General features: G+C 36.5%; 13 protein-coding genes. 2 read left to right on the plus strand and 11 right to left on the minus strand.

What is annotated here, in order from left to right; translation table 11 throughout:
• Positions 1-34 precede the first annotated feature (34 nt).
• From BM121_RS04615 to BM121_RS04655, 9 genes are all read right to left on the minus strand, one after another.
• Complete coding sequence (locus BM121_RS04615) at positions 35-3226, minus strand: FIMAH domain-containing protein (protein WP_245780746.1); 3192 nt, start codon at positions 3224-3226, stop codon at positions 35-37.
• Between the two features lie 551 nt (positions 3227-3777).
• On the minus strand, positions 3778-4221 hold the full coding sequence (locus tag BM121_RS04620) for a DUF2798 domain-containing protein (protein ID WP_091482404.1): 444 nt from the start codon (positions 4219-4221) through the stop codon (positions 3778-3780).
• 31 nt (positions 4222-4252) lie between these two features.
• Entirely contained in the window at positions 4253-4708 is a 456-nt protein-coding gene (locus BM121_RS04625) for an SRPBCC family protein (RefSeq protein WP_091481797.1), read from the minus strand.
• A gap of 171 nt (positions 4709-4879) precedes the next feature.
• Positions 4880-5344, minus strand: a complete 465-nt coding sequence (locus BM121_RS04630; RefSeq protein ID WP_091481799.1) for a hypothetical protein — start codon at positions 5342-5344, stop codon at positions 4880-4882.
• 201 nt (positions 5345-5545) lie between these two features.
• Positions 5546-6415 (minus strand): ROK family protein, encoded by an 870-nt coding sequence (locus BM121_RS04635; RefSeq protein WP_091481802.1) that lies wholly within the window; start codon positions 6413-6415, stop codon positions 5546-5548.
• 13 nt (positions 6416-6428) lie between these two features.
• The gene (locus BM121_RS04640) at positions 6429-7811 is read right to left on the minus strand and encodes a glycoside hydrolase family 32 protein (protein WP_091481804.1); all 1383 of its coding nucleotides are present in this window, start codon (positions 7809-7811) and stop codon (positions 6429-6431) included.
• A 146-nt stretch (positions 7812-7957) separates the two neighbouring features.
• On the minus strand, positions 7958-8143 hold the full coding sequence (locus BM121_RS04645) for a hypothetical protein (protein WP_091481807.1): 186 nt from the start codon (positions 8141-8143) through the stop codon (positions 7958-7960).
• 71 nt (positions 8144-8214) lie between these two features.
• Positions 8215-9600, minus strand: a complete 1386-nt coding sequence (locus tag BM121_RS04650; protein WP_091481809.1) for a sucrose-specific PTS transporter subunit IIBC — start codon at positions 9598-9600, stop codon at positions 8215-8217.
• Positions 9601-9706: 106 nt separating this feature from the next.
• Positions 9707-10690, minus strand: a complete 984-nt coding sequence (locus tag BM121_RS04655; protein ID WP_091481812.1) for a LacI family DNA-binding transcriptional regulator — start codon at positions 10688-10690, stop codon at positions 9707-9709.
• 240 nt (positions 10691-10930) lie between these two features.
• On the opposite strand from BM121_RS04655, the gene BM121_RS04660 reads away from it, so the two are divergent.
• Both BM121_RS04660 and BM121_RS04665 read left to right on the plus strand, forming a co-directional pair.
• Positions 10931-11221, plus strand: a complete 291-nt coding sequence (locus tag BM121_RS04660) for a hypothetical protein (RefSeq protein WP_091481814.1) — start codon at positions 10931-10933, stop codon at positions 11219-11221.
• A 65-nt stretch (positions 11222-11286) separates the two neighbouring features.
• On the plus strand, positions 11287-13011 hold the full coding sequence (locus tag BM121_RS04665; RefSeq protein ID WP_091481817.1) for an ABC transporter ATP-binding protein: 1725 nt from the start codon (positions 11287-11289) through the stop codon (positions 13009-13011).
• A gap of 13 nt (positions 13012-13024) precedes the next feature.
• Here BM121_RS04665 and BM121_RS04670 read toward each other — a convergent pair whose 3' ends face one another.
• Both BM121_RS04670 and BM121_RS04675 read right to left on the minus strand, forming a co-directional pair.
• Positions 13025-13225, minus strand: coding sequence for a helix-turn-helix transcriptional regulator (locus tag BM121_RS04670; protein ID WP_281244813.1), 201 nt, complete (start codon positions 13223-13225; stop codon positions 13025-13027).
• Positions 13225-13737 (minus strand): DUF6773 family protein, encoded by a 513-nt coding sequence (locus BM121_RS04675; protein WP_091481822.1) that lies wholly within the window; start codon positions 13735-13737, stop codon positions 13225-13227. The genes BM121_RS04670 and BM121_RS04675 overlap by 1 nt, the downstream gene beginning before the upstream one ends.
• Positions 13738-14169 lie beyond the last annotated feature (432 nt).

A 14169-nucleotide genomic window follows, 5' to 3' on the forward strand; every position in this document is an offset into this window, starting at 1 on the left:
GGGACGGTCCCTCCTTGTACAAAAAGGTAACATGTTATTTTATAATATTGTGTATTATGCTCTGTGCGGAGTCTTCAAGCATTTCTTTGGCTATAGATGAAATATGCTTACTGTTCTCTTCTTTCTTTACATGTTTTAAGAAATCCTCTACTCCCTTCACAGCTTGTTCAGTCTTTCCATCCGTGTAGTGTTTTTCTGCAAGTTTAAGCCTGTTGTTTAGTACATTGACTAATGGCTCAGATAATTCACCTGACTCAACATAAGTTTGTAATAAGGTTGATAACGATTCAAACGAAAATTCTTGTACCATCAATGCATTGATAACCCAGTGTTTGTCTGTCTCACCTGAAAAGCCTAACTCAATTTCTTTCCCTGTTTCTCCACCGTTTACTAAGAATGAAAGGACTTTAAACTCACCTAGATCTGTTCCACCGGTTTTAGCAACCTCTTCACCATTAACTGTAACAGTTGTATTTGCTTGGCTATATTGCCGGTCTCCAGACATCACATGTACTGTATGGTAACCAGAAGGGATAGAAATACGTAGTGTAGCTGGATCAAAAGATGCAATAAGATCTCTTCTTAAAAAATCTACTTCACCTCTATCACGGCTATCAGGTACTTCACCAGTCCAGCCATAACCTTTGGTTCCATCCCAGGTATCTTCAGGCGAAAGTCGACTATATTCCCCAAAAACTTCACTATCTGAAGTCCCCGCATCAAGGGCAAATACTGAATCTTCCGCTTTTGGTACAGCTACAATTTCGAATTCATCTGTTTCCAAATTATCATCGTATCTAACCTGAATATTTAGGTTGAATACCTTAGGATCTGCTTTTGCAGGTGGAGTAATAGATAATTCCACTTTTTTAGATTCCAGACCCGCTAACTGTGCTGTTACTGGTTCTATCTTCCATTCGCTTGGAGCATCTGCATTTACCTTTACTTCTTTTTCAGATTCCGTATTATTAGTCACAGTAGTAGTCAAAGTATATTGGTCCCCATAATATAATATATCTGTTTCAAAACCAAAATCTTCAACTTCAACTGGAGGAACAACGGAAATTTTTATCTCGATGACTTTATCTAAATCAGGAAGTGTTGCTTCTACTACCGCCATTCCCTCTTGAGAGAATTGTTCGATATCATACGACCACTCCACTGCAGTATCCAATGTGTCACCTTGATCCGTAGTGACATTGACAGTGCTTGGTAAATTTGGTGGCTCATTAATTAAAACTTTCTCAGGTAGCTCCGTATTAATCGTTACGCCTGCCATCTTATCAAGTAAGTCGAGCTGCCATTCATCATACCAATCAATGGATATCTCATCTTCCTGCCCAAATTCAATTGGTAACCAAATATATCTAGAATTCGCCAAATCGGTCCTATTCCATCTATCACCCATATAAATAAATTTGCCATTATCAGAATCAACAGGAATCACGTACGTACTTTGTGAGCCATGAGTGGTAGACTCTCCTTCCCCTTCGACTGGGTTACCCATATCAGTCCATTCTCCTAAAATAGAGTCTGCGACATGATACCTTGCTGGGTTAGGATCCCATCCAGTAGCACCTGAAGTAATTAAATAGTACTTATCTTTGTATTTGAACATCGCTGGTGCTTCACGATGACCATTATAGATCGCACGCGTAAAATCTTCTCCATATTCATCTCCAGCAAGGGCAGTGTACTCTTCATTAAGTTTGGAAATATACAAAGAATAGTTTTCTTCACTAGAATAAACAATATAAGCAGTACCATCATCGTCTTTAAATAAAGTCATATCTCTGGACATACCAGTATTACGGACCTTATATTCATAACCTTCTGGCATTTTATTTAAGCGATTACTTTCTAGAAATTCAAAAGGTCCTGTTGGGGAATCACTAATTGCCACACCAGCCTTTGCTTTAGCATAGTTAGAATCTGATCCCTCATATGGTCCATCAACATGTAACCATAATACATACTTATCAGTTGCTTCATTATAAATAACCTTTGGTCGCTCTAATACACCACGTTCCTGATTTATATCACTAAAAATAGTATCTTTTTCCTCGGCAGATCTATTTTTATACAATTCCGCCAAATACGGATCTTCGTCCAAATCTTCTCTACTTTCAACTGCTTTCATGACTACACCTTCATCTTTCCAATTATATAAATCCTTAGATGAATAGGCATGAACACCTGTGGCCGGAAGGTAACCATTGGTTTTATCTTCCCCGTACCAATAGTATGTTTCTGTTTTCTCATCATACATGATCCCGCCACCATGTGCTTGGATAACTGCTCCATTCGTATCTAACCATGGTTGCCCTGGTTTAATGGATTCATTTAAAGTGTTAGCAATCAAACCAGCTAATGATTCATCAAGTTGATTGACTTTACCACGAATTTCTTCTTGTACTTCTGATGATTCAATATCCAAATTATTTTCATTTACTTCGTCAAAATAATTCTCAGCCTCTGATATTGCATTATTTAATACTCCTAAGCTCAGTGGTGTATATATATCTGTTTTCTCTGCCTCTATCTTAGATTCTGCGATTTTATTCTCTAAATAGGATAAAGGGAGAACAACATATTCCTTAACAATGATGTAATTTACCAATGGATCATTATGGTTGGAGAGAGTATCCTCTGCAGGCCCTTGAATTTTAAAATTCAATTGCCCATCCGTTACAGGAACTTGATAATAAGTAACCTCTTTTTCTTCGCCTTCACTGCCAATTGCGAAATCTCCATTAGATAAGTTTTCGTCTTCACTTATAATATTAGCACTTCTTCCACTCCACGGGTTTTTAAAGCCTAGCGTAATCTCATACTCACCTTCAGGCAATTCGAAATTGTATTCAATTGCCTTATCACGAGTTTGTTCCCCATTATAATACCTCAAGGTTCCATACTTATCAGACGTATCTCTTGTTGAAGTATTAGTAGTTTCCGTAACCAATCCCCATGATTTACCTGTTACCTCATCTACTCCATACATTTGCTCAGTCTTACTAGCATACAACCCCATTTTGTCATTACCTTCAACTGTTTCAGGAGTCGTATCCCCAGCATTGACGAAGTAAAGAATATGATCATTATTCTTCAGCTCTTCTTCTGTAAAATCTGTAGAATCTACTTCGCTAGCAAATATAGTTGAACTAAATGCTAGACCTATGAGTAATAAGCTTATGATACAAAGTAAAACAACCCTCTTGCCCTTCATCACAGACGCACACTCTCCTTTTTATAAAAAGTAATAGTTTCTTTATGGCCTAATAAGCCTGACCTTCTTAACATCACCCCCTTAAATGAAATTGGTTGATGAAAAATAACAAATTTTCGTTACTTTTTGTTTGGGTTTGTTAATTTAGGAGAATCTCAAATTAATTCACATAATAAAATTTATGATATGGTAGTAAGTCTTTGTATAAATAAGCTTGATTTTTTGGTAATCATTAACAACGAGGATTAACCCACGACTAAATTTTTACCAAATAAAACGCTTACATTTTATTGTAGTAATCGTCTTTGAATTAATACTATTTTTATTATCTTCTTATCTATTTAAAAATGATTAGCATTTATTATTCGATTCACATAAAATAGTTTCTACAAACTAGATTATAATCAAATAAGAACGCTACACTATAACAATTTTTTGCTTGTTTTTAATACTATTTTTACTTTTCACATTGTCAACCACTCATGATTTTGTATAAAAAGCCGACTGCTATTTTATATTATCAGTCGGCTTTATAATTCATCTATTACGTTTTACAAATCAATAATTTCTCTTTTACTATCTTGTCTTTCATGTAGTTTTTTCATTGCAAATCTTGCTATTGGCTGTGCAATCAACAGCTCAATCCATAATGCTACACCAAAATTTCTAGGCCAGACATGAAGGAAGTTTTGAAATGGTTCAATGCTTATTTGTTTCGTACCTATCCATGTTCCTATAATTGTTAAAAATATAGATAAGACGGTAACATGTAATAAAATATTTAATAGAACTCTAGCATTAAATCCATCTGACTGTCCTACAAATTTTGGCATTACTTTACCCACTAATGGTTCTGCAACCAAACTAACTAACGCAACAACTGCAATCCATATAAACGGAATAATCTGTAGTGTCTCTAAATAAACTTCGTTACTAAATCCACGTTCCAGCCCCGTAATAAATAGCGATGTTGTTAACTTTTCATAAGTGAACATTTTGTGAACATTTTCCGGATAGTCTAATAATTTATTCCCTATTTTCAGCAAACGATTTTAATTCTTTTGCACGAGAAATTATAAAACTTGTCATATATTTTTCCAAAAACAATTTATCAGCAATCAAACCGATTGGACCAAAAGGTGACTTGTATTCAAATGTATCTATCATCATAGTCCCTCCTTTTTCTTCTACAAATTGATGTTTATGAGTAAAAGAATGGAAGGATCCTTTTAGCATACTATCCACAAACTCGATAGGCTTTTTCATATGAGTTACTTTAGCTATTAACCTTTGTTTAATACCAAGATGAGTTGCTTCCCAAGTAACAGTATCTCCCTCTTCTAATAAACCATGTGTCACGCCATCCACCGCTGTTTCCTTAGTTTTAGCAGTGGTTTTAGTATGTATATCAACGTTTCTTGCAAGATCAAAACATATTTCAACAGGCGCTTCAATAAACTGGTGGTGTTTTATAATCGGCATCTGTAACCTCCTTTACACGGAACTTTTTCAAACTGCTCATTCCACGCTCCTTGTTGTTCGTTCAATATGTGATAAGAGCAGAGCACCTATTAACACAAAAGTTGGTTCTAATTATTTTAAGATATACTATAAGTGATTGTACCTTTTTTACTAAGGCCCCGTTGTTTTTATTTAATAACCTATATTTAACGTCTGTTTCATTTTATCAAGTAAGTCTCTATGTTTTTCTGTTGTAATAGCTGGAGTATTTGTATTTCCAACATTGTCATAATTAAAAAGAATAGTACCATCTTCTAAAATGTTAAAAGCATATTCTCCCTTTTTCGTTTTAGTTTCATCTCCTTTAAAGAAAGCAAACATATATACGATACCTGACTTCATTTCTTTCAATAATTGTTCGTTTTCAATTTCCTCTACTTGTACTCCCTCCACCATAGATAATATTTCTTTCATTTTTTCTTTATCTTTTATTATAGTATCTGTGCCTTCTGAAGATATATTGTTTTCTATCATGTTAACAGCTAACATATCAGCAAAATCTTTATCTTCTATTATTATAGTCTCTTCATTACCTGAGCAAGCACTTAAAAAGACCACTATAAATATAAAAGGTACATAAATATGTTTGATAAGCATCCTCCTTGTTCTGTGATAGAATACTGCCTATAGCTTGATATATTTGATTTAACTACTTTTTACTAACCTGCCCCTTCAATATCTGAACACTTCAATATTAACATAATATTCCAAACAAAATTTATTTTTCACACAAAAAAAGACGACCATAGATGATCGTCTAGTTTACATCTTTAAAGAAGCATTCACACCGTAATAAGGTTATTCCTGCATCGCCAGATATAATGCCCCTTTCACACCTGCTTCATCTGTAAGGCCTGGAGATACAATATAGTTATCTATTTCTTTTTCCGTTAAATATGGCGAACTAACATAGCCATTAAGCATTTCTAAGACATTTTTTCTGATTAAAGGAAACAGCTGTTGTTGTTTCATTACTCCTCCACCCATAATAATCCGCTCGGGTGATAAAATATAAATATAGCTAGTTAACGCTTGTGCTAAATAGAAAGCTTCGATCTCCCATACTTTATCATCATCCGCTAATTCATGACCTTTCTTGCCCCATCTTTTTTCTAATGATGGACCGGCGGCAATTCCTTCGAGACAGTCACCATGATAAGGGCAAGTTCCTTCATATGTATCTTCCTGGTGACGTCGGACTTTAATATGCCCCATTTCAGGATGGGATAGTCCTTTTAATGTTTGGCCATGAAAATATGCACCCGCACCAATTCCAGTACCGACTGTAATATACAAGCAAGTATCAACATCTGTAGCACTTCCCCATTTTGCTTCTGACATCGCCGCTACGTTTACGTCCGTATCAATAATAACTCGTACACCTAAACCTTCTTTTAGCTTGGCACCAAATGGATAATCTACCCATTCAGTTTTTGGTGTTTTTTGTAATTGGCCATATGCAGGACTTGTTTCATTAATATCAATCGGACCAAATCCTCCCAATCCAAGACGTTCAATACCTTTTCCCTTAAAGAAAGCCAGCACTTTCGGTACGGTGATATCAGGATGCTCTGTTGGAATGACTTCCTTTTCCAGAATTTCACCTTGATCATTACCTACTGCTAATACAAATTTTGTTCCTCCTGCTTCAATTGCACCTAACTTCACTAATGTTACCTCCCTAAAACTTTTGCTTTAACGACCATAATGACAGCTTTCCTTGTGCTTGTACCTCTACTGTTGCAATCGAAGTATCAGCAAACATACGTGAGGTAAAGACAAGTTCTCCATCATTGATAAATACTTCAAGTGAAGAGTGGTCAATAAAAATCCGAATATTGTTTAACTTACTTTCGAAAATCCCCACTCGTTCTTCCTTCTCACTATTGTCGAATGCTGGTCGTGTTAATGTTATAGTTCGATTTGTTTTATTAAAATCTATTGTAGCATAATCGAATATCGTAATATATCCTTTTTTACCAGTAATTTCATCTAATATAATTTCACTTGCTCTGGGAATCATTTTGGTCATCGGGCCGTATTCATTTACTAGCAATTCATCTCGTAAATCGGTAAGTTCTTCTACCGGCTTTTGATAAATTTTGCCGTTTTTTAATTCTAATTCCCGAGGCAATGTTAGTTGATGAATCCACTGATTCTTTTTCGTTGGATGATATTCCTCCTTCTGATCAGGAACCCCTATCCAGCCAAATAACAAGCGCCGACCTTTCTCATCTAAGGTCGTTTGTGGTGCATAAAACTCGAAACCACGATCAAGTTCAGTAAAATATCCGAACTCAAACCGCTCTTTCCAGTTCCCGATCACATAACCACTTTGGAAAAGATTGCGATAATGAATACCGTCTGCTTCTAACCCTTGTGGGGAAAAAAGAAGTACGTCTTCTCCGTTGAGTGGAAAAAAGTCCGGGCACTCCCACATATATCCGAAGCCGTCTGCCAGAATCCCTTGAAACTCCCAATCTTGAAGGTTATTCGACTCATACCAGACAACAGAACCTTTTTGTTCTACTGTCTGTGCCCCGATTACCATATAAAACTTACCGTCCTGTTCCCATACCTTTGGGTCACGAAAATGAGCAGTGAACCCATCCGGGAGTTCAATCTGCACCCCTTTTTTATCAAAATGAATGCCATCAGTTGAAGTAGCTAAACATTGGTACGTTTCACGAATATCATTATTTTTTACATTACCAGTATAAAAAAGCTTCAACTGACCATCATGTGAGATCGCACTTCCAGAATAACACCCATCCTTATCGAACCAAGCGCTTGGTGTTAATGCTATCGGTTCCTGCTTCCAATCAACTAAATTCGCGGAAGAGAGATGCCCCCAGAACTTAGCACCATGCTCAGTTTTGAATGGCATCCATTGATAGAAAAGATGATAAGTACCATTCCATTGAATCCACCCATTTGGATCATTGATCAAACCTACTGGTGGGGCAATATGATAGGAAGGTAGATAAGGGTCACAGGTGACAGTCTCCTGATGCTTTTCTACTTCCTGTTGTGCTTTTTGACGTAATACTTGATCTTTCTCCATTCGATAACTCCTTCTCCATTTTGAATATCTTTTTTTCGTGAGATTCATTCTTACGGACAATTCAACTTAATTTGCCTTTCTTTTGTCCATAAGATCATTCATTTATATAGAAAAGAAGGTGGGACAAAAACATAAATTAGATACTCTTACTCATTTGAACAGAACAATGCTCTACCTTCTGTGCTTGTTGCTTCTTCCTTGGAATTCTCTTTCTGTTCCTTGGAAAAGTGCATCGCTTCCTTGGAATCCTCTTTATCTTCCTTGGAAAAGTACTTCTGTTCCTTGGAAATAATCATTTTTCCAAGGAAGAATGATACTTTTCCAAGGAACAATAAACACGAACATCCAACTTGATGTTCGTGTTTTGGCCTAATTCAAGTACTTCTGTCCCAGCCACTTCTTTTTATTTATCTTCTTTATACCCAAAGAAGTAAGTTAAACCAAATGCGATACCAATCGCCACGAGGTTCACTAAAATATATAAGAATAATTGTTCATTTAAATAAAGCAATGTTCCCGGAATTACTGTAATTGCCATTCCTGTTGCTTTTAAATTAACTATGGTTGCAAGGAAACCGGCAATACCACCAGCGACTAACCCCATGATGAACGGTTTACCATGGCGTAGGTTTACACCGAAAATAGCTGGTTCAGTAATTCCTAAAAATGCGGATAATGCTGAAGGGTATGCTAATGCCTTCATTTTCTTTTGCTTAGATTTAACACCAACAGCTAGTGCCGCACCACCTTGGGCTGCGATTGAAGCTGTAATAATTGGGTTAAACGGATTGTAATTCAGATTTTCTAACAATTGAATTTCCAAAAAGTTAAATATATGATGAACCCCTGTGATTACAATGATTTGGTGGAAAAATCCAATGATTAAGCCACTAAGTCCAAGTGGTAATTCCAGTAATGCGATCGTGCCGTCAAAGATCCAATTTTCCACTAAGTGAAGAATTGGTCCTAACGCAAATAATGACAATATAATCATAATTAATAATACCAGAAAAGGAGTTAAGATTAAGTCCAATGATTCCGGAACACGTTTACGGAAAAACTTTTCGACTTTAGCCCCGATTAATCCTGCAAAGAAAGCTGGTAAGACAGACCCTTGATAGCCAATTACCGGAATAAAGCCTAAAAAGTAAAGTGGCTCGGCAGCACCTTCTGCCACTACCCACGCATTAGGTAAAGAAGGAGATACAAGCATTAACCCGAGTACTAAACCGATGACTGGTGTTCCACCAAACACTTTAAAGGTTGACCATGCAACCAGTGCCGGTAAGAAGACAAATGCTGTATCTGTTAATACCTCTGTAAATAATAAAAAGTTTTCCGAAATACTATCTGGTGTCAGACCAAATAATACTAAGATTTGTTCCTGTGTGATCAATCCGCGTAATCCCATAAATAAACCGGTTGCAACAAGTACCGGAATAATTGGTACAAAAACATCACCGAATGTACGGATCGCTCGTTGAAAGGTAGTTCCCTGCTTTTTTGCTTCTTCTTTCATTTCAGATTTTGAAGTACTAGTTACACCTAGGTTATTAATTGCTTCATAAATTCTGTTAACAGTACCTGTTCCGAAAATGATTTGATATTGACCCGAGTTATAGAAAGCTCCCTTTACTTTATCTATTTCCTCTACCGCATCTACATTAACTTGCTCACGGTCATGAACCATCACACGTAGTCTCGTTGCACAGTGAGCGATTGATTGAACGTTTTCTTCTCCACCAATCGCCTCGATGACCTGCTTTGCAATTTCTTCATTACTCGCCATTATAAAAACCTCCTCTTAATTTCATAAAAAGGTGGAATCGATTCCACAAAAGCTAAAAATAATAACGAATGATATGGGATCGATCTCACACATTCGTTACAACAGATTATAAACTATTTCCTGACAATCGTCTATAGGTATGAGTTAATTTTTTTGTTTTATTGTAACCGTTTAATTTTTCCATTAGTAGACGAGTGATGGCGATACCTGCATCTTCATTTTGAAAATCAATCGTTGTTAACACCGGCTCTATGTATTTCGATAAACGTGATACCCCTGTTGTCGCCATTCCTATATCTTTTGGAATGCTATAATGATTTTCTTTTAAATATTGCATTGCTCCTACTGCCATATTATCGGTTACGACAAAGACTGCATTTGGCTGTGATGAATGCATCATTATCGTTTGCATGGCGTCATAACCAGACTCAATACTAAAATCACCAAACGCCATACGTTCTTCTAATATCGGGAGGTTATACTTCTTTAACGTATCTATATATGCTTTTTTTCTTAAAATTCCTACTGCCGGATCATCCTCAGGTACTCCAATAAAGCTGATATCACGGTAACCATTCTCTAACATGTAGGTGATCATTTCTACTGTTGCATTGTAATCCGGATAACTGATCGAAGTAGTCGATGGCATGTTCTGCCCCAGCACAACGACGGGAACATCCGCTTTTTGGATTTCGTTAACAAGTGCTTCATCTGTATTAGTTCCCAACAAAATAACTCCGTCGACATTCCGTGATTGCAATAATTTTATAAAAGCTATTTCTTTATCCTTGTCTAATGAAGTTTGAGTCAGTAGCATTTGATAATCATTTTCTTGCAGCATTTGATTAATACCATCAACAACTCGACTGGCAGTTTCAGTACTAATTTTGGGTAAAATCACTCCAATAACACCCGTTTTTTTGGTACGTAATGATTTTGCTGATTGACTAGGTAAATAACTGGTCTCTTGGATGACTTTATCGATGCGTTCTTGAGCTTCCTGACTTACATATCCATTCTTATTAAGGTGACGGGAAACCGTAGAGCGTGATACGTTAGCTAGTTTTGCAATATCATTAATGGTTGTCATGACAATCTCCTTCACACTAATTTCCCACTTATTATACCAAAGAGAGTGACATAGCAAAAGAATAGTAAGTTAACCAATTCCAAGTGACGTATTTCACCATTTTTCATAATAAGTAGTGAACATCTCCATAGAATACTTGCCACCATATGAAACCATAATAATAGTAAGTTCATCCTCTCTCTATTGTGATAAGCAGAGGAATTGATCTATATTACAAGTCGAAAGGAATGAGAAATGTTTATGGAGTCGTTTCTTATCATTGCTATTTTGACAGCGAGCTTCATTGTATTGCTGATGCATTGGGGCTTACTGTTGCTCCAAATCGTATTCGCTGTAGTTGTTACAAGCTTTCTTCCTACAGATTGGTTCATGGCAGCAGTCATAATACAAGCCCTGTTTGGCTTATGGATTTTACGTCAAGCCTTTCAAGCAGCACGCTATCAGTATCAATTAGAACTGGAAAAAACACAGCGTATTCCTCAGCATTATACCGAAGGAGGCAGATCAGGCATTAAGAAGAACTTTTTATAATAGGCTAGTTTGAAAAAAATCTGCTATAATATGTTAGTCAATAACAAAAAAGGAGTATTACTAACATGTTAAAGCAGTTTTTTTCTTATTATAAACCACATAGACGACTGTTTATGATTGATTTTTCTAGCGCTGTCATCGTAGCAATCTTAGAGCTAGCTTTTCCGATTGCTGTTCAATGGCTAATAGATGAATTATTACCTGAACGTGAATGGAATCTGATTGTAACAGTCAGTATCTTATTATTTGCAGTCTATCTACTAAGTACCTTCTTGCAATATGTCGTCAGTTACTTGGGACACAAACTCGGGATTAACATTGAAACAGACATGCGTGAGCAGTTATTTTCACACGTACAGCGCCAATCATTTCGTTTTTTTGATAACACGAAAACAGGTCATATTATGAGCCGTATCACAAACGACTTATTTGATATCGGTGAATTGGCACACCATGGACCGGAGGACTTTTTCATTGCGATTATGACCTTTACCGGAGCATTTTGGATAATGTTCACCATTAATCCGACACTTGCATTGATTGCATTAGTGATGGTACCGCTGCTAGTTGCTTTGGTAACTTTCTGTAATATCGCCATGAACAAAGCATGGCACCAGATGTACCACAACATTGCCGGTGTTAATGCCCGTGTTGAAGATGCGGTATCTGGCGTAAGAGTCGTGCAATCTTTTACAAATGAAGATTTTGAATTAAAACGATTCAATCGTGATAACGGTTTGTTTCGCAAAGCAAAAGTCAAAGCATACAAAGTCATGGCTGGAACACATTCAAGTATTTATATGATGACTCGCTTCCTTACTGTCACCGTCCTTGTCGTCGGAGCATGGTTAACCTTTAATGGGGACTTAAAGTATGGAGAATTAGTCAGTTTTGTTCTTTATACCAATGTATTAATTAAACCAATAGATAAAATCAGTGCGTTACTGGAATTGTATCCTAAAGGAATGGCTGGATTCCGCCGCTTCCAGGAACTTCTGGCGAAAGAACCAGATATTAAAGATGACCCAAATGCAATCGAAGTGGACAAGCTTACAGGTAATATCCAGTTTAATCAAGTCGCCTTTTCCTATGACGGTCACCAACAAGTATTGGAAAATATTAATTTGCAAATCAATCCTGGGGAAACTGTCGCATTTGTAGGTCCTTCCGGTGCAGGGAAAACGACGATTTGTTCGTTGATCCCTAGGTTTTATGATGTGAATGACGGTGCGATTACGATAGATGGGATCGATATTCAGAAAATGACGAAAAAATCCTTACGTTCACAAATCGGTATCGTGCAACAGGACGTCTTCCTTTTTACTGGAACTGTCCGGGAAAATATCGCCTATGGAAATCATCAAGCAACAGATGAAGAGATTATCAATGCTGCGAAAAAAGCACATTTGGATCAGGTTATTGCTGATTTACCAGATGGATATGATACCCAAATCGGTGAGCGAGGCCTAAAATTGTCAGGTGGTCAAAAACAACGATTAGCGATTGCTCGTACATTCTTAAAAAATCCACCTATATTAATATTGGATGAAGCAACATCGGCATTAGATACCGAAACAGAACGAATGATTCAACAATCACTGGATCAACTTGTAGAAAACCGTACGACATTAGTGATTGCACACCGACTAGCAACGATTAAAGACGCTGATCGTGTAGTCGTAGTAACAAATGATGGTATTGCCGAAGAAGGCAACTACCAGGAGCTTTTAGCTAAGGACGGCGTGTTCGCACGCTTGCATAAAATTCAATATCAACAAAATCAAGACTAAGTGCGTCATGCACTTAGTCTTCTTCTTGCCAAAACAAATCATCTAACGTTTTATTTAATGTTTTACAAATTGAAATACACAACTGCAGACTAGGATTATATTTCCCTTGTTCAATTAAACCAATCGTTTGCCTCGTAACATCAACTTTTTTAGCTAGTTCCGCCTGAGACAAATCGTGCTCCACCCTTGCTACTTTCAGCTTGAGATTTTTCATCATTCTTCATCCTCTAGCTGTTTTTCCACTGCTTTATCGCTTTGCTTTTTCGCAGATGAATAACTTATCGCCAGTACTAGTACAAGTATAGGAATATAAAACATCATTGATGCCACAAACGTAATGAAGAAATAGTAAATCGCCTGTGATTGACTGTCTGCATAGCTGTATGCGCTATTAAGTCCAAAAAACAGTCCTAATAAAACTCCTATTACGATCCCTGAAGTAAGGGTTTTAGTCTGATAACTCCACTTACTTTTATTGTCATGCAGTTCTACTTCAGCAGAAAAAAGTCCTTTTTGCGATGCACGAACACCATAATAAATCCCTGCCACAAGAAATATAATCATTTCAGTAGCCACATGCTCCATCTCAAAGTAGCCGTAAACAAAAAATTTGCAGATCACCGAAGCTAAACAAATGATATAGATTAAAAGGTAAATTTCTCGATAAATCTTGTTTTGCTCATTAACGACTCGTTCATCCTGGATTTTATTTTTAAATAAGTTCATCATCTTACCTCCCAGTAATTGTTATACTTTTATTATACATAATATCTAACTTTATGCAATATATATATTACATAAAGTTAGATATATATATATTATTGTAATATGGAAAGCTTCATATTAATAATTTTCAATGCCTTCTTAAATGGAGATAAGTTTTCAGAGGTCGATCCTGCTTATGTTTTTAGGGAGAGTGAGGACCTTACAAGCACGGGCCTGGTTTTTTTGTGACAAATCTTTAACCTCTCTTGAGATTTGTCAGTTATAACAGTTTTTGTGACAAATCTTCAGCCTCTCTCTTGAGATTTGTCAGTTATAACAGTTTTTGTGACAAATCCTCAGCCTCTCTCTTGAGATTTGTCAGTTATATCAATTTTTGTGACAAATCTTCTGCCTCTCTCTTGAGATTTGTCAGTTATATCAATTTAAAAAAAC

The sequence above is a fragment of the Gracilibacillus orientalis genome (assembly GCF_900114645.1).
GTDB classification, from domain to species: Bacteria; Bacillota; Bacilli; order Bacillales; family Amphibacillaceae; genus Gracilibacillus; species Gracilibacillus orientalis.

Bases quoted from the DNA above. Each gene is read 5' to 3' on its own strand.
- BM121_RS04615 (WP_245780746.1), bottom strand. From the start codon at position 3,226: ATGAAGGGCAAGAGGGTTGTTTTACTTTGTATCATAAGCTTATTACTC.
- BM121_RS04620 (WP_091482404.1), bottom strand. From the start codon at position 4,221: ATGTTCACTTATGAAAAGTTAACAACATCGCTATTTATTACGGGGCTG.
- BM121_RS04625 (WP_091481797.1), bottom strand. From the start codon at position 4,708: ATGCCGATTATAAAACACCACCAGTTTATTGAAGCGCCTGTTGAAATA.
- BM121_RS04630 (WP_091481799.1), bottom strand. From the start codon at position 5,344: ATGCTTATCAAACATATTTATGTACCTTTTATATTTATAGTGGTCTTT.
- BM121_RS04640 (WP_091481804.1), bottom strand. From the start codon at position 7,811: ATGGAGAAAGATCAAGTATTACGTCAAAAAGCACAACAGGAAGTAGAA.
- BM121_RS04650 (WP_091481809.1), bottom strand. From the start codon at position 9,600: ATGGCGAGTAATGAAGAAATTGCAAAGCAGGTCATCGAGGCGATTGGT.
- BM121_RS04655 (WP_091481812.1), bottom strand. From the start codon at position 10,690: ATGACAACCATTAATGATATTGCAAAACTAGCTAACGTATCACGCTCT.
- BM121_RS04660 (WP_091481814.1), top strand. From the start codon at position 10,931: ATGGAGTCGTTTCTTATCATTGCTATTTTGACAGCGAGCTTCATTGTA.
- BM121_RS04665 (WP_091481817.1), top strand. From the start codon at position 11,287: ATGTTAAAGCAGTTTTTTTCTTATTATAAACCACATAGACGACTGTTT.
- BM121_RS04670 (WP_281244813.1), bottom strand. From the start codon at position 13,225: ATGAAAAATCTCAAGCTGAAAGTAGCAAGGGTGGAGCACGATTTGTCT.
- BM121_RS04675 (WP_091481822.1), bottom strand. From the start codon at position 13,737: ATGAACTTATTTAAAAATAAAATCCAGGATGAACGAGTCGTTAATGAG.